At 37.4% G+C, this 19,683-nt stretch carries 17 protein-coding genes; 4 read left to right on the forward strand and 13 right to left on the reverse strand.

The genetic code is table 11. The features are described from left to right. Positions 1-12 precede the first annotated feature (12 nt). Both IW15_RS16635 and IW15_RS16640 read right to left on the reverse strand, forming a co-directional pair. Complete coding sequence (locus IW15_RS16635) at positions 13-2,421, reverse strand: vWA domain-containing protein (RefSeq protein ID WP_034713705.1); 2,409 nt, start codon at positions 2,419-2,421, stop codon at positions 13-15. A gap of 12 nt (positions 2,422-2,433) precedes the next feature. Beyond that, positions 2,434-2,952, reverse strand: coding sequence for an RNA polymerase sigma factor (locus IW15_RS16640; protein ID WP_034713706.1), 519 nt, complete (start codon positions 2,950-2,952; stop codon positions 2,434-2,436). A 196-nt stretch (positions 2,953-3,148) separates the two neighbouring features. Here IW15_RS16640 and IW15_RS16645 point away from each other — a divergent pair, with 196 nt between their 5' ends. After that, the gene (locus IW15_RS16645; RefSeq protein WP_034713709.1) at positions 3,149-4,351 is read left to right on the forward strand and encodes a C1 family peptidase; all 1,203 of its coding nucleotides are present in this window, start codon (positions 3,149-3,151) and stop codon (positions 4,349-4,351) included. 252 nt (positions 4,352-4,603) lie between these two features. On the opposite strand, the gene IW15_RS16650 is transcribed toward IW15_RS16645, so the two are convergent. Beyond that, positions 4,604-5,665: an NADH:flavin oxidoreductase gene (locus IW15_RS16650; RefSeq protein ID WP_034714077.1), complete on the reverse strand. Its 1,062-nt coding sequence runs from the start codon at positions 5,663-5,665 to the stop codon at positions 4,604-4,606. 152 nt (positions 5,666-5,817) lie between these two features. Here IW15_RS16650 and IW15_RS16655 point away from each other — a divergent pair, with 152 nt between their 5' ends. Beyond that, positions 5,818-6,183, forward strand: a complete 366-nt coding sequence (locus IW15_RS16655; RefSeq protein ID WP_228384389.1) for a winged helix-turn-helix transcriptional regulator — start codon at positions 5,818-5,820, stop codon at positions 6,181-6,183. A gap of 103 nt (positions 6,184-6,286) precedes the next feature. Here the strand turns inward: IW15_RS16655 and IW15_RS16660 are convergent, their stop codons facing one another. Then, the gene (locus IW15_RS16660; RefSeq protein WP_034713713.1) at positions 6,287-8,719 is read right to left on the reverse strand and encodes an alpha-ketoacid dehydrogenase subunit alpha/beta; all 2,433 of its coding nucleotides are present in this window, start codon (positions 8,717-8,719) and stop codon (positions 6,287-6,289) included. 138 nt (positions 8,720-8,857) lie between these two features. On the opposite strand from IW15_RS16660, the gene IW15_RS16665 reads away from it, so the two are divergent. Next, positions 8,858-9,151: a hypothetical protein gene (locus IW15_RS16665; RefSeq protein WP_034713714.1), complete on the forward strand. Its 294-nt coding sequence runs from the start codon at positions 8,858-8,860 to the stop codon at positions 9,149-9,151. A 1-nt stretch (position 9,152) separates the two neighbouring features. Here the strand turns inward: IW15_RS16665 and IW15_RS16670 are convergent, their stop codons facing one another. The 5 genes from IW15_RS16670 to queA all read right to left on the reverse strand — a co-directional run bounded on the left by IW15_RS16670 (position 9,153) and on the right by queA (position 14,403). Continuing rightward, positions 9,153-10,130, reverse strand: coding sequence for a polyprenyl synthetase family protein (locus IW15_RS16670; RefSeq protein ID WP_034713717.1), 978 nt, complete (start codon positions 10,128-10,130; stop codon positions 9,153-9,155). A 73-nt stretch (positions 10,131-10,203) separates the two neighbouring features. Beyond that, complete coding sequence (locus IW15_RS16675; protein WP_034713719.1) at positions 10,204-11,070, reverse strand: hypothetical protein; 867 nt, start codon at positions 11,068-11,070, stop codon at positions 10,204-10,206. Positions 11,071-11,218: 148 nt separating this feature from the next. Next, positions 11,219-12,151, reverse strand: a complete 933-nt coding sequence (locus IW15_RS16680; RefSeq protein WP_034713721.1) for a sterol desaturase family protein — start codon at positions 12,149-12,151, stop codon at positions 11,219-11,221. Between the two features lie 73 nt (positions 12,152-12,224). Further along, the gene (gene rlmN / locus IW15_RS16685; protein ID WP_034713723.1) at positions 12,225-13,259 is read right to left on the reverse strand and encodes a 23S rRNA (adenine(2503)-C(2))-methyltransferase RlmN; all 1,035 of its coding nucleotides are present in this window, start codon (positions 13,257-13,259) and stop codon (positions 12,225-12,227) included. 94 nt (positions 13,260-13,353) lie between these two features. After that, complete coding sequence (gene queA, locus IW15_RS16690) at positions 13,354-14,403, reverse strand: tRNA preQ1(34) S-adenosylmethionine ribosyltransferase-isomerase QueA (RefSeq protein WP_034713725.1); 1,050 nt, start codon at positions 14,401-14,403, stop codon at positions 13,354-13,356. A 194-nt stretch (positions 14,404-14,597) separates the two neighbouring features. On the opposite strand from queA, the gene IW15_RS16695 reads away from it, so the two are divergent. Then, positions 14,598-15,671: a serine hydrolase domain-containing protein gene (locus IW15_RS16695; RefSeq protein ID WP_185097428.1), complete on the forward strand. Its 1,074-nt coding sequence runs from the start codon at positions 14,598-14,600 to the stop codon at positions 15,669-15,671. Positions 15,672-15,676: 5 nt separating this feature from the next. Here the strand turns inward: IW15_RS16695 and IW15_RS16700 are convergent, their stop codons facing one another. The 4 genes from IW15_RS16700 to IW15_RS16715 all read right to left on the reverse strand — a co-directional run bounded on the left by IW15_RS16700 (position 15,677) and on the right by IW15_RS16715 (position 19,655). Continuing rightward, positions 15,677-16,168, reverse strand: a complete 492-nt coding sequence (locus tag IW15_RS16700; protein WP_034713727.1) for a DNA-deoxyinosine glycosylase — start codon at positions 16,166-16,168, stop codon at positions 15,677-15,679. Between the two features lie 173 nt (positions 16,169-16,341). Next, positions 16,342-18,336 (reverse strand): S9 family peptidase, encoded by a 1,995-nt coding sequence (locus tag IW15_RS16705; protein WP_034713728.1) that lies wholly within the window; start codon positions 18,334-18,336, stop codon positions 16,342-16,344. Positions 18,337-18,643: 307 nt separating this feature from the next. Continuing rightward, on the reverse strand, positions 18,644-18,988 hold the full coding sequence (locus IW15_RS16710; RefSeq protein WP_034713730.1) for a phage holin family protein: 345 nt from the start codon (positions 18,986-18,988) through the stop codon (positions 18,644-18,646). A gap of 244 nt (positions 18,989-19,232) precedes the next feature. Next, complete coding sequence (locus IW15_RS16715) at positions 19,233-19,655, reverse strand: PaaI family thioesterase (protein ID WP_034713732.1); 423 nt, start codon at positions 19,653-19,655, stop codon at positions 19,233-19,235. Positions 19,656-19,683: the final 28 nt, after the last annotated feature.

The raw sequence follows: 19,683 nt of genomic DNA on the forward strand, positions 1-19,683 counted from the left end.
TTTTTTGTTGGGTTATTTTTGAATCGTTTTGTAGCTCTCTACCAGTCGGATAAATTCTGAACGGTAGCCTTCTTCATCTTTGCTTTTCCCTTGCTTGGCAAGATTTTCAATTTCAGAAAGATCTTTTTTCTTAATCAGATGAGAGTCTCTTGCCACCAGGCCGAACCAGGCTACGGAAGAAGCAAATTTAAAATCAGGACTGGCACCGTAGATCTTCGCATTCGAATTGGTAACCGTCTGACTGATTTCCCTGCTACTGTCTCCATCCGGTTTTTTATACCGGAATTTTATCGTTGCCAGTTCACCTGCAAAATTTTCAGAGCTTTCGGAGCGGCTATACTTCAGGTCACTTTCTTTAGGGAGAAATTCTGACTTTACCTGTACAGGAATCACTTCGTATAAGGCGGTAACAGTATGTCCGCTTCCCAATTCTCCGGCATCGATGGTATCATTGGCGAAATCTTCATTTTTCAACCTTCTGTTTTCGTAACCGATCAGACGGTAAGACTGTACATATTTGGGATTAAATTCAATCTGGATCTTAACATCTTTTGCAATTGCGTACATGCTTCCTGCGAATTCTTTTCCTAAAAATTTATTAGCTTCCTGCAGGTTATCAATGTATGCATAATTTCCGTTTCCTTTATCTGCAATCGTTTCCAGCATATTATCTTTATAATTTCCCATTCCAAATCCCAGACAGGTAAGGAAAACACCAGATTTTCTTTTTTCTTCAATCAATGTCTGCATATCGGAAGTAGACGATGCACCGACATTAAAATCTCCATCAGTAGCGATAATGATACGGTTATTTCCGTTTTTTACAAAATTTTCCTGTGCGAGTTTATAAGCCAGCTCAATTCCCTCACCTCCGGCTGTACTTCCTCCGGCCTGTAAATGATCCAATGCTTGAATTATTTTCTCTTTTTCTTTAGCAGAAGTCGGAGCCAGTACCATTCCGGCACTTCCGGCATACACTACAATGCCTACTTTATCCTGAGGTCTCAACTGATCCAGCAATACTTTAAAAGAGGACTTCAGCAGTGGAAGCTTATTCTGTTCATTCATAGAACCCGATACATCGATAAGAAATACAAGATTCGAAGCCGGTAGTTGATTTGTTGGAACATTTTTCCCCTGTAATCCTATTTTCAGCAACTTGTGATCCGGATTCCACGGTGCTTCATTGTATTCTGTATTGATTGAAAACGGCTGATCATTTTTAGGCTGTGGATAGTCATATGTAAAATAATTGACCATTTCTTCAATTCGTACTGCATTTTTATCCACCGTCTGTCCATTATTGATCATTCTTCTGACATTGGAATAAGAAGCGTTATCGACATCAATCGAAAAAGTAGACAAGGGTTGATTTTTAGTCAGTTCAAAAGGGTTTTCCACAAAGGTATCGTAACTTTCATTAGTGACCACAGGAATGTCTTGCTGTACTTGTTTATTTTCTTCCTGGAGTTGTTTCATCCTCATTTTTTCTTTTTTTGAAAGCCTTTTCGTTTTCACTACCACTACTCCATTAGCTCCCTGAGTTCCAAATAATGAGGTGGCATCAGCACCTTTTAATATCTGTACATTTTTTATTTTTTTTGGATCCAAACTGCTGAAATAAGTACGGTCAACCACTTCACCATTCACAATAAATAATGGATTATCAGTATTATTTAATGTACTCATTCCTCTAACTGAAATTTCACCCTCATTCAGATATCCACGATTAATATTATCAAAGGTGGTTGCAATCTGGTCAGATTTTTGTCTTCTGCTTCCCTCCTGAGCAATCTGCACCCCTGCAACTCTACCCTGAAGTGCATTAGAAACTGAGTTTTGCTGCATAATACTCTCTGACCGGACTGTAGTAACACTTCCTGTAACCTTTTGCACACTTTTTTTCAGCCCGTATCCAGTCATGACTACTTCTTCAATATTCGTTGTACGCTCATTTGAAACTTCCGGATAATTAGAAACCAGATGAGGTATTTCATTGTAAAGCGAGGCAACAACAGGCGGCTGCATCATTTCTACCGGCGGTATATCATAAGCTATAATCGACTGGTTGGGTTTCTTTTGAACACTAGTTTCTTTTCTGATTTCAGAAGCGACGGTACTATCAATTTTCTGAATCGTATTTTTAGACTGATCTCCTGCTCTGTTGTTTACAATAAGAGGTTTTTCCGGTGCTGTATTTTCTTTTTTATCTAAAAAGTAAAAAGCTCCCAACCCAATGATCAAACTGGTTGCAATTCCGTATGGAATCCAGGCCGGGATGATTCGTTTCTGATCTTCTTTTTTATCCAGTCTTTCTTCAACAGTTCTCCAAACTTTTTCAAAAGCAGGAAAAGTCTCTGGTTCTTCTAACATTTTAGAAGCTTCATTGAATTTTTTATCGATGTCGTGATTATTTTCCATTGTCTTAAAAGTTTAAATGTTTTGATTGCCCAAGAGTTCCTGTAATTTTTTCCTTGCAAAATTGAGCTGGGATTTTGAAGTTCCTTCACTGATGGAAAGCATTGAAGCTATTTCTTTATGAGGATATCCCTCAATGGCAAAAAGATTGAAAATAGCTCTGCAGCCTTCTGGAAGGAAGCTCAGCAGGCTCAGCATATCTTTTTCGAAAGAGATATTCTCCGCAGAAGCATCTGAAGAACCCGAAAATTCGTCATCTAAAGAAATATGCAGTGCCTTACTGCTTCTTAATTTCTGCAAGCATTCATTCACTGCAATTTTTCTGGCCCACCCCTCAAAAATATCAGGATTCTGCAGCTGGCTGATCTTTGTGAAGATTTTGTAGAAGGTATCGGCTAATACTTCTTCAATATCTTCATCATTTTTCAAGTAGCGTCTGCATACCGAATACAGCCTGCCGGCCATCTTCTCGTAGATTTTCCGCTGCGCATTCCGGTTATTACGCTGGCACTCTAATAATAATTCTCTTTCCATAGTCAGGCTTTATATCTGTATAGATGCATAAACTTTCGGTTGGGTTGGAAACATGGTCTGTTTTTTTTCAATAAAAAAATTAGGTAAGCCAATGGATGAAGAAGCTCCCTATCTTTTTTTAATTCAAATTTAACTTTTACCTTTGTAACTTATCTTTAATAGTACCGACTATTCATATAATAATCTTTTTATAGTAATGAAAAATAACAAATTTGCATCATTACTTTTTGTTTTGTCTGCAGGAAGTATGATGTTTGCACAGGATGACTTAATCAATAAGTTAAAAAACAATCAATCACAAAATGCCAATTTTAAGTTTGAAACCTTAAAAGATGTTGGCGCCACTTCAGTAAAAAACCAAGGTTCATCAGGAACTTGCTGGAGTTATTCTGGAAATTCATTCCTTGAATCTGAAATGCAACGTATGGGTAAAAAGCCTGTAGATTTGGCTGAAATCTTTACCGCAAGGAATTCTTATCACGATAAAGCAAAATTATATGTTCTTAACGGCGGAGCAATCAGCTGGGGTGATGGAGGAGAATTACATGATGTAATTAATATGTACAAAAAGTACGGTGCTGTGCCTCAGGAGGCGTATACAGGATTAACACACGGACAGACTACCAATAACTTCAAAGAAATGCAGGGGAAAATAAAGCCTGTTCTTGACAGTTTGGTAGCAGCTTCTTCAAAAGGAAAACTTTCTGACGACTGGATGTCTTCTGTAGATGCTATTTTAGATGAATATTTAGGAAAAGTTCCTGCTAACTTTACGTACGGAGGAAAATCTTATACTCCTATAACTTTCGCTAAGGAAGTAGTAGGTATTAATCCTGAAGATTATGTAGAATTGTCTTCTTATAAAGATTATGCATATTATCAAAAATTTGTAGTTCCGATTCCTGATAACTGGAGCCATGATTCTGACTGGAATGTTCCAATGAAAGATCTTACTGCTATTATTGATAATGCAGTAGCGAAAGGATATTCTGTAGGTTGGGCAACGGACGTATCTGAGCCTTATTTCTCTTATAAAAATGGAGTTGCCTATGTTCCGGATGTAGATTTGGACCAGATCAATGCTGATAATAAAAAAGATCTGTTTACGGAGCCTAAAAAAGACAAAACGATCACTGAGGATATGCGTCAGAAAGCTCTTAACAACTTTTCTACAACGGATGATCACGGTATGCACATCGTAGGATTGGCAAAAGATCAGTCTGGAAAAGAATATTATATGGTGAAAAATTCCTGGGGAGTAACCAACGATTTTGAAGGATATATTTATGTAACAAGACCGTATGTTGAGTATAAATCAACGGCAATTCTTTTTCATAAAAATGCCATTCCAAAAAACATTTTAAAACAATTAAAACCAACTCAAAATATTGGTTTATAAGACATCACTATTGTCATTCATCTGACAATTTTAGATATTTAAATCTGTTAATAAACCGTTCTCATTTTTTGGGAACGGTTTTATTTTTTAGACTCTAAGCGATTAAAACTAAAAACCGGCTTCAGAAATTCTGAAGCCGGTTTTGTTTAAAAAGATAAACAGGTAGAAAATTTAATATAAATAAGTGAATTGCCAATTGGATTACTGCACTGATATCATCAGCAAAGTACATTCACAACTCATGCTTGCTTTTTAGTAAAGAACGCCTAAACTTTCCGCAGAAAAGTTTAAAAGCTCATCGGTATTTCCTTCTTTTACTTTTTTTACCCATTCAGGGTCCTGTAAAAGTGCTCTTCCGACAGCGACCAAGTCAAAATCACCTCTTTCAAGTCTTCTGATTAATTCTGACAAATCTGCTTTTTCAGTTCCCTGACCGGCAAATGCACCCATAAAGTCACCTTCAAGACCTACAGATCCTACTGTTATAGTGGGTTGTCCGGTAATTTTTTTAGCCCAGCCTGCAAAATTCAGATCAGAACCTTCGAATTCAGGTTCCCAGAAACGACGTTGTGAACAGTGGAAAATATCTACTCCGGCTTCTTTCAAAGGGAGTAACCATTCTTCCATTTCAGCAGGTGTGGATGCCAGTCTGGATTTGTAATCCTGTTGTTTCCATTGGGAAAGACGGATGATAATGGTGAAATCTTCACCCACTGCTGCTCTGATCGCTTTCACAATATCAACAGCAAATTTGCTTCTCTCTTTCAGTGTCTTACCACCGTATTCATCGGTTCTGGTATTGGTGACTTCCCAGAAAAACTGGTCAATCAAATATCCATGCGCTCCGTGGATTTCCAGCACATCAAATCCTAAATCTTTAGCAGATTTCGCAGATGCTGCAAACTGAGCAATGGTATCCTGAATATCTTCCAATGTCATCGTTGAAGCTTTCTCCATATCCACTAACGGATAATCTGCGGATGATCTTGTATCACCTACATGCCAGATCTGAGGCCCCATTTTACCGCCATTGGCATGAACCGCATCAATCACGTTTTTCCAGCCCTGTAATGCTTCTGTACCGTAGAAATCAGGGATATTCTGCATGTTTTTGGATCCTGGACGGTTGATCACTGTTCCTTCGGAAAGAATCAATCCTACATCAGAAGCTGCTCTTCTTGCGTAATAATCTACGATTTGCTGAGTGGGTACTCCGTTATCAGATTGAGCCCTTGTCATCGGAGCCATTACCACTCTATTTTTAAGTTGAAGATTTTTATAACTAAATGGACTAAATAATGCGTCTGTATTCATTTTTGCAATTATTTTATTTAACATTTTTAAATTGTTACACAAAGTAACTAATAATAGTTCGCATTTGTATCTTTTAAAGAAAAAAAAGTGGTAACTTCGCAGTAACTTACATTAGTAACTTAGAAGTAACGCATATGGTAAAGAATGAACTGATGAAATACAGCTGCCCTTTAGGCAAAGCAATGTCAGCCTTAGGAAGCAAATGGAAGCCTATTATTGTACTGGTGATCAAAGACCGTAAACTTCGGTTCGGAGAGCTTGCTGTACGCATTAATGTGATTTCCAGAAAAGTTCTGACCGACCAGTTAAGAGAAATGCAAACCGACGGACTGATCATCAGAGAAGAATTTAAAGAACTTCCCCCAAGGGTTGAATATTCTTTGACAGAGAAAGGACTGGCATTGTTGCCGATTTTGTATTTGCTGGAGGAATGGGAAGCAAAATTTGCTACTGAAGATTTTAATGGCCAGAAAAGTTGTTCTTTATCCAGCAAAGAAACTAAAAAGGAGATCGTATAAGAATTTATTTTTCAAATCTACTTTTTATAATCTATACAATCAATATTCTAAATAAAAAAACCGCTTCCCAAAGAAAGCGGTTTCGTTTTATCTAAAATCCCCATTAAAATATCGCAGGATATTTCTGAGGGTTTGTTTCGTTAAATAGTGCGTAGATCTTTTCAACCATATCGTCTGCAGACGGTTTGCTGAAATAATCACCATCACTTGCATATGCAGGTCTGTGATCATTCGCTGCAATCGTTAACGGATCTGAATCCAGGTATCTGAATGCTTTCTGCTTTTCCAGGATCTGCTGTAAGATAAATGCTGAGGTACCTCCTTCTACATCTTCGTCGATCACTACCAAACGGTTTGTCTTCTTAACGCTTTCTGCAATTTCGTGAGATAAATCGAAAGGAATCAGAGACTGAACATCAATAACTTCTGCATTGATTCCTAATTTCGCCAGTTCTTCTGCTGCTTCCATTACGATTCTCCAGGTTGAACCATAGGTAACCAGTGTTACGTCCTTCCCTTCTTTAGTTACTTCAATTTTTCCTACAGGAACTGTAAATTCTCCTAAGTTATCCGGCTGTTTTTCTTTTAATCTGTATCCGTTCAGACACTCAACAATTACGGCGGGATCATCACTCTTCAACATCGTGTTATAGAATCCGGCTGCTTTAGTCAGGTTTCTCGGTACCAACACCAAAATTCCTTTTGAAAGGTTCAGAATTCCTGCCATTGGAGAGCCTGAATGCCATACTCCTTCTAATCTGTGTCCTCTTGTTCTGATGATCACCGGAGCCTTTTGGCCTCCTTTGGTTCTGTATTGTACGGTTGCCAGATCATCGCTCATTCCCTGTAAACAGTAAAGGATGTAATCCAGATATTGGATTTCAGCGATAGGTCTTAGTCCTCTCATCGCCATACCAATTCCCTGTCCCAGGATCGTAGCTTCCCGAATTCCGGTATCTGCGACACGAATATCACCGTATTTTTCCTGCATTCCTTCCAATCCCTGGTTGACGTCACCGATATTTCCGGCATCTTCACCAAAGACTAAGGTTTGAGGATATTTTTCAAAAATTTTATCAAAATTATTTCTTACCACGACTCTTCCGTCCACGTCTTCAGAGCTGTCTGAATATACCGGTTTGATCTCCTGTACATTTTCAGCTTTCCATTGAGACTGAGAATATAAATGGGAAGAATAGTTGTCTTTTTCTATTTCGAAAACCTCATTGTATTTCTGCATCAATTGGTTTCTTTCTGCAGAATTAGTTCCTCTTGTAGCCAGTAAAGCTTTTCTTACCAAATGGAAAGCATCTTTTTTAGCTTTGGAAACTAATTTATTGAAATGAGCGATATAATTTTCAATCTCAGCATTTTGTCCTTTAAGGTTTTCCACTAAAGGCAATACGGACTGAATAAGATCTGTAATGGTTTTCTGGTAACTTTCCCAAGCCTTTTTCTGACCGGCTTTTACCATTTTTTTGGCTTCCTCATCAATAGCATCCAGTTCTTCTGTTGCTGCAATGATTTCTTCTTTTCCTTCAATTTCAATGGAATAGTTTAAAATCCACTCTCTGAATTTCACAATTCCGTCAAAATCCGTTTCCCAGGCAAGACGTTCTTCATTTTTATATCTCTCATGAGATCCTGAAGTAGAATGTCCCTGAGGCTGTGTAACTTCAATTACGTGAACCACTACCGGAACACTTTCTGTTCTTGCAAAATGTTCAGCTTTGGCATACGCATCCAGTAATGCCGGGTAATCCCATGCTTTTACCTGAATGATCTCACATCCCTGGTTTTCGCCTTCTTTTCTCTGGAAACCGCTTAACATTTCAGAAATGTCCGCTTTTGCTCTCTGATTTTTAGTAGGAACCGAAATTCCATAGCCATCATCCCAAATAGAAACAATCATAGGAACCTGAAGAGCACATGCGGCATTCAGGGTTTCCCAGAAATGACCTTCTGCAGTAGAAGCATCTCCAATGGTACCGAAAGCGATTTCATTTCCGTTTTTCGAAAATTTTTCAGATCCTTCAAATTGTACTGATTTATATATTTTGGAAGCCTGAGCCAATCCCAGCAATCTTGGCATCTGCCCTGCTGTAGGAGAAATATCAGAAGATATGTTTTTCTGTGCCGTTAAATCTTTCCAACTTCCGTCTTCGTTTAAACTTCTTGTTGCAAAGTGTCCGTTCATCTGTCTTCCGGCTGATGCAGGTTCTCTTTCTACGCTGGTATCAGCATATAGCTGAGCGAAGAAACTTTCAACCGTTAAGGCGTTGATTGCTAATGAAAACGTCTGATCTCTGTAGTATCCTGAACGGAAGTCTCCATTTCTGAACACTTTCGCCATAGCAAGCTGTGGAAGCTCTTTTCCATCCCCGAAAATTCCGAATTTAGCTTTTCCTGTAAGTACTTCTCTTCTTCCTAAATAAGACATTTCACGAGAAATTCTCCCTAACTTATAGTCTTCAAGTATTTGATTTTTAAAATCTTGAAAGGAAATCTGCTGTGTTTCAATATAGGTTGTCTGCATAGCCAAATGTAAAAGTTTTTTTATTCTTCAAGTATTTTGCTAATATACAATTTTTAAATTAATTTTAATTTTTAATAATCTTTTTTAAAAATTTGATAATAAGAAAAATTGTGTTTTACTTTGGTAAAAATATATGTTATGGATAAGAAATCACCTCATATCTTAAACGCTTCCAGCAATCTATTAGGGTTTTCGCTGTTGATCATAACTTCTTTAAAGATCAGTAAAATGAGCCAGGCTACCTATCTGGACGAATTTGCCGCTATTGCATGTATTTTTTTTGCGTGCAGCTGTTTTTTCTCATTTTTATCAATAAGGACCTCAAATACAAAGCAGGAAACCAAATTTGAGACTATTGCGGATTATTTATTTTTAACCGCCTTATTTTGTATAGTTTTAGCCGTTATTATTGTAACACTGAAACTATTTTAGTTTAAAATTTTCTTTCAATTACATAATCCAGCATACTATGTAACGATTTTTTCGGTTCAGAATCAGGAAATTCGTTGAGGATATTTTTTGCTTTCTGTTGAAAATCTTTCATCACACCAATCGCATATTCCAAACCACCGGAATCTTTCACGAAAGTAATAAGCTCTTTTACTCTTTTTTGGTCGTTGTTATATCGTTTTATCGTAGTAAGATAATATTTTCTGTCAGCTTCACTGGCGATCTTTAATGTGTGAATCAAAGGCAGTGTCATTTTCTGTTCTTTAATATCAATTCCAACCGGTTTGCCAATCACATTGGAACTTAAGTAATCAAAAAGGTCATCTTTGATCTGAAAAGCCATTCCGGTGTAGGTTCCAAAATCCTGCATTTTTTTGGCCAATACTTCATCCGCATTGTTAGATAATACTCCGATTTCACAGCACGCAGCAATTAAAGTTGCTGTTTTCTGGCGGATAATTTCATAATACACATCTTCTGTAATGTCCAGTTTTCTGGCTTTTTCCAATTGAAGAAGCTCGCCTTCAGACATTTCACGGATGGTTCTTGAAATTACGCCAAGAAGGTCGTAATCTTTATGATCAGTAGAAAGAAGTACAGATTTTGATAATAAGTAATCTCCTACCAGTACCGCAATTTTATTCTTCCATAACGCATTAATAGAGAAAAAATTACGTCTTTTAAAACTTTCATCCACCACATCATCATGAACCAGCGTCGCCGTGTGGATCAATTCGATCATTGATGCTCCGCGGTAGGTTTTTTCGTTCACGTCACCTATTAATTTTGCACAAAGAAATACAAACATAGGACGCATCTGTTTTCCTTTCGTAGTAACGATAAAACGAGTAACTTTATCTAATAAAGCGACTTTACTCTGCATCGATTCATAAAACTTCTGCTCGAAAAGTTTCATTTCTTCATTGATCGGTTGCTTGATTTCTTCTACAATGTTAGCCAAAATTCTAAATGATAGATAAATAGTTAATTAATTTAACAAAGATAATTTTTTTCGGGCAATTTTAGGTTGTTTTTCAATCTTTGAATCTTTCTTTTGGAATAAAATACAGACTGGGCTTTGCACTTCCCAGCGGAGATTTGAATTTTTCCCCGGAAATATAGATTCCTGATTCATCTACTGCAATTCCTTCGATTTGCCCAATAGCCAAAGCCGTTCCCAGGTAATAATGCTTAGGTTTTTCTTTAAAAAAGATACCTGGTTCCTTTTCTTTGAAAACATCCAAAAATACTTCTGTTTTCTTGGTGTATCCCACCAGATACAGCTTACCGTCAAAATAGGCAGCGTCTGTAACAAGATAATTGGTTGTATAGGATTCTACCTTCTCCGCTTTCTGATTTTCAGTAATTTCAGGGTCTATAATGTAGTGGGTTACTTTTTTTGACACCCATTCTTTAGAAAAAATATGAAGTTTTTTATTCGTGTAGACCATTGCCTCGGCATCCAGATCCATACGGTAATATCTGGAACTAAAATCATTCTGATCGGGATAATAAAACGGCAGGGTCTGAACCGGACCGTTATTTTGAACAGGAACTTTAAAAATTTTCAAGTGCTTTCTGCTTCCGTCATTATTCCCAAAATCACCGATATAAAAATAAGTTCCGTCATTGGTTAATGCTTCCCAGTCTGTATTCTGTGCCTCTATTTTCAGCACATTAATAATCTCGCCTGAAGTTTTATTGATCTCAAAAAGTTCGGGAGCGTTTCCACTGTCGTTGAAGGTGTATAAATTTCCGTTCAGGATATTAAGCCCGGAAGATTCATGCATTCTATCATTAAGATAATTAATCCGGTACTTTTTTATTTTCAGAAAATCGGCCTGCTGAGAAAATGCAGTTTGAGAAATAATCACGGCAACCACCAGAAATAATTTTTTCATACGGTAAAAATAAAGCTTTATTTTTAAATAGTAAAGGCGGAAAGGATCATTAACAACTCATTATTTAACAATGAATCGACACTTTTATAAATATGTGTGGCTGAAAAAACCCTATCTTTTGTCTAATATCTATTCAATATGAAAAATTTTAAGCTGACTTTTCTCGTTTTCGGATATTTGCTTTCTTTTCGAAATATTCTTGCTGGTATTGTCTTACCGTCTTCCCGGTACCATCATGTCTCCAGCCAGGAGAATTGAACAGATAATTGATCCTGTCGGAAAATTTCAGGCCCGGCTGCTTCATATCTTTCCAGATTTTCCTCCATTCATATAGAAGTACCGTGTCTGGTCTGTTGTCCGGCATTTTGGGGTATATTCCGTATTTTATAGGAACATTGGGATCTTCCTTTTCAAAGGTTCCGAACATTTTATCCCAGATAATCAGGCACATTCCCATATTTCTGTCGAGATATTTGATATTGCATGCGTGATGTACTCTATGATGGGAAGGAGTGACTAAAATATATTCTAAAATCCCCATACTTTTCACAGTTTGGGTATGAACCCAGGTTCCATACACTTGTCCGATGGCGTACACCACCATAATATGCCAGGGATTAAATCCTAAAAACGCTAAAGGTGAGAAATATAAATACCGGTACAAAGGTTGTAACACCGGACTTCTGAAGCCTGTCGTCAGGTTGAAATATTCGGAATTGTGATGGGTAATATGTACTGCCCAAAACGCCCGTGAATGATGATCTACATAATGAAGAACATAATAGGCAAAGTCTGTAATGATAAAACAGATCAGCCAATATCCCACTGTAAAATCCCAGGTAAAAAGGCGGTGGTTGTAAAAGAAAAACATAACGCCCATGGCAAAGACCTTCATGATAAGGTCTAGTCCAAAGTTCATCAATGCAAGATAAACACTGGTGGCAACGTCTTTTCCATTGTATAGTTTAGCCTCTGAAACGTGGCTATAGATCATTTCAGCTAAAATAACGGTAGCATGAAGAGGAATTGACCATGCATAAACATTCTCTAACCCGTCCTCGCCCATAAAGTAATCCATCATTACTTATTAGTTTTTGTAAAGGTAAGGCTTTAAGGAATCTTTAAGAAAATATCCTGCTGTTTTTAATGAAATTTTAATCGGCTGTTTTGTTGGCCAGCTGTCCGCAGGCAGCATCAATGTCTCCCCCACGGCTTTTTCTGATCATCACGGTAACTCCTGCATTTTCAAGCTGACGAACATAATTCTCCTCCGCCTGTTTGTTGCATTTGTCATATTTTCCGTCTCCAATCGGATTGTATTGGATAAGATTCACTTTGGAAGGAACCTGCTTACAATATCTGATGAGTGCTTTAATATCCTCGTCTCCGTCATTAATGCCTTTCCAGACACAATATTCGAAAGTAATCACAGAATTGGTTTTCTTGTACCAATACTGAAGGGCCTCCATAATATCAGTTAATGGGAATTTATCAGAAAACGGCATGATTTCATTCCGTTTTACTTCTATGGCAGAGTGCAGTGATAATGCTAATTTCACCCGCAGATCGTCGTCTGCAAGCATTTTGATCATTTTCGGAATTCCGGATGTAGAAACGGTAATTCTTCTGGGTGACATGCCCAGACCTTCAGGCTGAGTAATCTTCCTGATGGATTCCACTACATTTTTGTAGTTCATCATTGGTTCTCCCATTCCCATAAAAACAATATTGGAAAGAGGTCTTTCAAAGTACATTTTACTTTGGCTGTCAATAAGAGCCACCTGATCTACGATTTCGGCAACTTCAAGATTTCGCATTCTTTTCAGTCGTGCGGTTGCGCAGAATTCGCAGTTTAATGAACATCCTACCTGTGAAGAAACGCAGGCTGTAGTTCTTGTTTCTGTTGGAATAAGAACAGATTCCACCATCAGTCCGTCGTGAAGCTTCACTCCGTTTTTGATCGTTCCGTCTGAACTTCTCTGAAGCAGATCTACAGAAACAGGGTTAATCGTATATTCTTCGGAAATTCTTTCACGAAGCGATTTTGAAAGATTCGTCATTTCCTCAATCGAATGGAGATTTTTACTCCACAGCCAGTCATAGACCTGTTTCGCACGAAACGGCTTTTCTCCCAGGGTCAGAAAATAGTCTTTAAGCTGGTCTAATGATAAAGTACGGATATCCTTCATTTTGTTGTAAAATGTATCATGTAAAATGTATAGAGTAACGCTTGCATGTATCTCTACATTTTACTCTGTACATTTTACATTAATACAATAATTTTTATAAAATTAACATTGCGTCACCGTAAGAATAGAATTTATACTTTTCTTTTACGGCTTCTTCATAAGCATGCATTACGAATTCTCTTCCTGCAAATGCAGCAATCATCATCAATAATGTAGATTTAGGAGTGTGGAAATTGGTAATCATTGAGTTCGCAACTCCAAAGTCGTGAGGCGGATAAATAAATTTATTCGTCCATCCGTTGAATGCAGAAATCTTTTTGTTTGAAGAAACAGAAGTTTCCAATGCTCTCATCGTAGTTGTACCTACTGCACAAACTCTTCTGTGCTCGTCTACTGCTTTATTGATGATATCAGCATTTTTCTCATCGATGATGATTTCCTCTGATTCCATTTTGTGCTTAGAAAGATCTTCCACTTCGATCGGGTTGAATGTTCCCAATCCTACGTGAAGGGTAACTTCAGCAAAATCAATTCCTTTGATCTCTAATCTCTTCATCAAATGTTTTGAGAAGTGAAGTCCTGCTGTAGGTGCTGCTACGGCGCCTTCTATTTTAGCATAGATGGTTTGGTATCTTTCAGCATCTTCAGGTTCAACAGCTCTTTTGATGTATTTTGGAAGCGGAGTTTCTCCCAATTCTTTTAATTTGGATCTGAATTCTTCATAAGAACCGTCGAATAAAAATCTTAGGGTTCTTCCTCTTGAAGTCGTATTGTCGATCACTTCAGCTACCAAAGATTCATCTTCAGTAAAGAATAATTTATTTCCAATTCTGATTTTTCTTGCCGGATCCACAAGAACGTCCCAAACACGGGTTTCTTTATCAAGCTCTCTTAAAAGGAAAACTTCGATTTTAGCGCCTGTTTTTTCTTTGTTTCCATACAAACGTGCAGGAAAAACTTTAGTATTGTTGAAAATGAATAGATCTTTCTCATCGAAATAATCAACAACATCTTTAAACAGTTTGTGCTCAATGGTTTCAGTTTTTCTGTCCAGAACCATTAATCTAGCTTCATCTCTGTGTTCTGATGGGTGTTCTGCCAATAGTTCCTCAGGAAGGTCGAAATTAAAATCGGATGTCTTCATTTTTTTAAATTACGGTTTAAAAATTATTAAAATTACAAGTGTAATTTTCGGAATGCAAATATACGACATTGAATACCCCTTTGTCAAGCTTTATTTAACAAAGATGTCAAATCAATTAATTTTTTAATTATTTTATATCCAAAAAGTAGTACTTTCACTGGGCAAAATGGCTATAATAATTTAAAAACGTCTCCATGAAAAATATATTGGCAGGTCTGTTATTATTAATGATCAATACCGCTCATTCTCAGCTCCAAAAAGCGGAGGAAGTCATTAACTCCAGTGTGAAAAATGACAACTTCAACGGCTCGGTATTACTGGCTAAAGACGGTCATATTGAACTACTGACCTACAAAGGGTTAGCCAATAGGCCTTATGCTATTCCTTATTCTGAGGAGACCCGGTTTCATATTTTTTCGCTTACGAAAACTTTTACAGCCGTACTGATCATGCAATTGTATGAAAAAGGGAAAATAAATCTGGATGCGCCCTTTTCGACCTATTATCCTGAATATAAAGGTGAGGCCGGAAAAAAGGCTACGATTAGGAATTTGCTCACTTACAGCAGCGGAAGGATGCATAAAGACATCAGCTCACCAGAACTTATTCATCAGGCTTATGATAATACAATCTGGAATTTGGATGATTTTATCACCACCTTCTTATCTGAAAAGTTAATCGATAAACCGGGGACGAAATTCAGTTACAATAACGGAGATTATATCATTTTAGGCAAAATTATTGAAAAAATATATGGCAAACCCTTTGAGGAAGTCCTGAAGGAACAAATTCTGACTCCTTTGAATATGCACAACACCGGATTTTTACATCATGATGACATCATCAAAAATTTGGATGAAGGTTATACCGCAAGTGATACTGATGCTTTTGCCCTTCATATGCCGACCAATACATATATTGATAATCTTTACTCAGCCGGAGCTATGTATTCCACACCTAAGGATCTTCTGGCTTTTGATCAGGCGATATTCAACCATACTTTGTTTAAGAAAGCAACCTTAGATACCATGCTTACGTCCTATAAAGAACTGGGAGATACGGCATTCAGTTTTTGGGTGTATCCTAAAAAATTCGGTTCTGTGAATACGGTATTTGCCGAACGCCAGGGAGAAGGATACGGACACAGTGCTAACTGGGTGCATCTGGTGGATAAACATATTTCACTGTTTATTTTGTCGAACACGAAAGATATTAAGTATCTGAATAAGATGCGGGAAAAGATACTTACAGCTTACTATGGGCAGTAATCTGTTCACTTAATAAACTCCAGGATCTTTTTCCATTCTTCATATTTCTTTTCAAACGGAATGGTATGAAGCGGACTTGTTGACGGCAATAGCATAACAGGAAGTTTATAATTTTTTCCTAAGATTTTCTGCAGGTTTTTATAGGATTTCCCTCCATTACAGAAGATAGCTTTCACGTTGGGATAGTTTTCTAGAAGCTCTGCAATCTGATTGGCTTCTTCATTTCTGATCTCGGAATCCAGGCTCCCCCTTCGCTCACAGGAATCGATAACGTCCCAAACGGCAATATAATTCCTTTTCAGAGTATTGATTCTTTCTGCATAATCTTCCGTGAATTTTTCATTGAATAATTCGAATATAATTTTCCAGAATTTATTTTGCGGATGAGCATAATACTGCTGCTTTTCCAAAGATTTTACTCCCGGAATAGATCCCAGAATGACAATTTGAGACTGTTCATCAATAAGAGGTGGAAATGAGGAAATTCTGTTTTGCATTGTTCAAATATATTGATTTTGGGTTTGATCAAAATATGAGTTATATTTTAAATGAGTTAAAACCCATTTTTATTGAATATCAAAAAATATGACATACAAAAAGCGGGCTAAAGCCCGCTTTCATTGATTATCTCTCACATCATTATCATCAAATAATGATTGTTTTTTACTTCTTACAACGTTTCTTTCAACCAGTCAAAGAATTCTCTCTGCCAAACTAAACCGTTCTGCGGATGAAGAACCCAGTGGTTTTCGTTAGGGAAATATACTAATTTAGATTTTAAACCTCTCATTTTTGCAGCCTGGAAAGCTTCCTGTCCCTGCTCATACGGTACACGGAAGTCGATGCCTCCCTGAACGATCATAATGGGTTTATTCCATTTGTCAACAAAGTTGCTTGGGTTGAATTCCGTATATGCTTTTGGAAGCGGTTTTTCCCATGGAGAACCTAAATCCCAGTTGGCAAACCAAAGTTCTTCCGTCGTTAAATACCAGGATTTCATATCGAATAATCCATCGTGTGCGATGAATGTTTTGAATCGGTTATCATGAATCCCAGCTAGCATAAAAACACTGTATCCTCCATAACTGGCTCCAACTGCTGCTACTCTATCACCATCTACATAAGGCAAAGTTTTAGCATAATCTGTTGCTGCAAGATAGTCTTTCATCGGTTGTCCACCCCAGTCTCTGGAGATTTCTTCATTCCATTGAGTACCCCAGCCCGGCATTCCGCGACGGTTAGGTGCTACCACGATATATCCGTTGGCTGCCATAAGTGCAAAGTTCCATCTTACACTGAAAAACTGCGTCAAAGCAGACTGTGGGCCACCCTGGCAGTACACCAAAGTAGGATATTTTTTGTTCGGATCAAAGTTCGGTGGATAGTGGAACCAAACTCCCATTTCTTTACCGTCCGTTGTTTTTACCATTTTAAGCTCAGATTTACCTTGTGCTAATTTGGAATAAACATCTTTGTTAGGTTCTGTAACCTGCTTCATTTCTCCGTTCTTAAGATTAACAGAGAATATATCTGTAGCATGGTTAACATCGGTTCTTCCTACCAGTAATGAGCTTTTGTTATCTGCAAAGATCTCGTTGACATCAAAGTCTCCTTTTGTGATCTGCTGTACTTTAGAAGATTTGGAATCTAAAGAGAAAAGCTGTTTAGTTCCTTTGAAAGCAGCTGTAAAATAAATCGTTTTGGAATCTCCGCCCCAGAAAACATCTCCGGAAATGCTTTCGTCCCAGCCTTTTGTAAGGTTTTCAGTCTTTCCGGACTTCCAATCCATGATTTTTACATCATTTTTATCGGCCTCATATCCGTCTCTTGCCATACTCTGCCAAGCCAAAGATTTCCCATCCGGGCTGAATTTTGGATTAACGTCATAACCTTTGTTGGATTCTGTCAGGTTTTTAACCGTTCCAGACGCCAGGTCGTAGGCAAAAATATCAGTGTTTGTGCTTGTAGAATATTCTTTACCGCTTTTAGGTTTGGTAACGTATAAAAGTTGTGTTGAATCGGGTGACCAGATAAAATCTTCTGTTCCCCCGAAAGGTCTCTGTGGAGAATCCCATGTTTTACCCTCTAGCAAATCTTTTGCTCCGTCTACTTTATCTGAAGCATTCACCACAAATACATGGTTGTATTTACCTTCGTTATAATAATCCCAGTGTCTGTGGTTAAGATCGGTATATACCTGCGCAGTCGTTTTCGGAGTGTCGGCATATTTGTCTTTCCCCATTAGCTTTTCAACCAGAACCTGCTTGCTGAACGCAATTTTCTTTCCGTCCGGAGAAATGACAATATTGTCGGCTTCTCCAATGGTATAAAATTCAGTCCATGTTTTTCCATTGTCTTTTGAAAGATAGATGTTATCTCCTTCCTGAGCATAAATTCCGTTTTTGTCCCATTGAATAAGGGCTTTTTTACCGAAATCTATTTTGACAGACTGGTTATTAAGGACATTGAGAAAATAATTCTCATTTTTTGTTTTTTCTGTTTTTAAATCGACCTGCCCAACTTTATAAATAAGTGAGGACTGATCCGGCGAAACTGCCTGTACGCCTACTTTTTTCAAAGTCCAAAGAATCTCAGGCGTCATTAATTGTTGTGCATTCATTAAAAGCGGAGCTGCCAAAGCCAGCAGACTGTACTTAAGTTTCATAAATTCCTATTTAATTCAAAGATTGCCAAAGTTAATATTTAAAATAAAAAGGAACGATATAATTAACATTTAGTTTACCGGAATCCAAAAGATTTTATTTTGAATCCCTGAATGTATAATCTGGTTTTTAAACACTTTAGGTATTATTAAGTTATATACATCCTTTACAAGTAGGCCATATAAGTTTTTTAAAATCTACAATTTAATTAAAGTTGGTTATCTATTTTAATTAAAAGTATGAAGTATATTCATAAAAAAATCCGCCAATATAGCATTGACGGATTATTATGTGTGATCATTTTATTTGTTAATCTCCATCTGAGAATAAAGAATTGGCGAGAGAAGTAAATATTGACAGCAGTACACTGAAGATCAATGCCCACCAGAAACCATCTACTACCATACTGTCGATGAAGTAATCAGCGATCAGGATAATGACTGCATTAATCACCAAAGCGAATAATCCTAACGTAATAATCGTAAGTGGTAATCCTAAAAGGCCTAAAACAGGCTTTACAATCAGGTTTAAAACTCCCAGGACAATCGCGAAGATAATCGCTGTTGAAAATCCTTCAAAATGTACTCCGGGCAAAATTTTCGTTAAAAGATACGCAACTATTGCGGTTACGAACAATCGGATAATTAAGTTCATATTATTATTTTTTAATGTTTATAGGGGCTACTGAGCAAAAGGTATTCCATTCAGGATAAATAAACAGCTTATAACAACTCTAATATAAGGATTTTTTGAACCTGAATCGTAAAACTGCAACTATATATTTTTGGTTGTTAAAAACTTAAAAAATCCTGAAACAATCTTTATGATGTGTTGGGATTCAGAGAAATTTCTCGCTTTTTGCCATTTTGCAGCACGACAAAGCTTCTTGCTGTCTTTCCTATTTGATCTTCATCATCGTAACCAAAGAAGTCGCAACGTGGCTTTCTGCACTGCTGTTTTCATTAACAACATAAATTTCGGTTCTGATTACGCTGATCTTCGAACCGCCTTTCACAACGTACGATTTCGAAATCAAAGCATCTCCCATGGCTGGGCGCAGGTAATTAACTTTCAACTCTACGGTGACTACATAACAGTCCTGTTCGTAATGACTTACCGCAGCATATCCTGAGGAAACGTCCACCAATGAAGCAATCATAGCACCATTGAACATTCCTGCTTTTCGGGTCATCATTTCCATTTTGGGAATCTTGATGGACACAAAATCAGTTTCTACTTCCAGCAGCTCTGCGCTGTAGAATTTCAGGGTTTCTGAACGGTTGAAGCTGTCGGTGATGAGTTGTTTTTTTTCTGGCGTCATTTTTTATTTACTGTACATTTAATTGAGT

The sequence above is a fragment of the Chryseobacterium soli genome (assembly GCF_000737705.1).
GTDB lineage: Bacteria > Bacteroidota > Bacteroidia > Flavobacteriales > Weeksellaceae > Chryseobacterium > Chryseobacterium soli.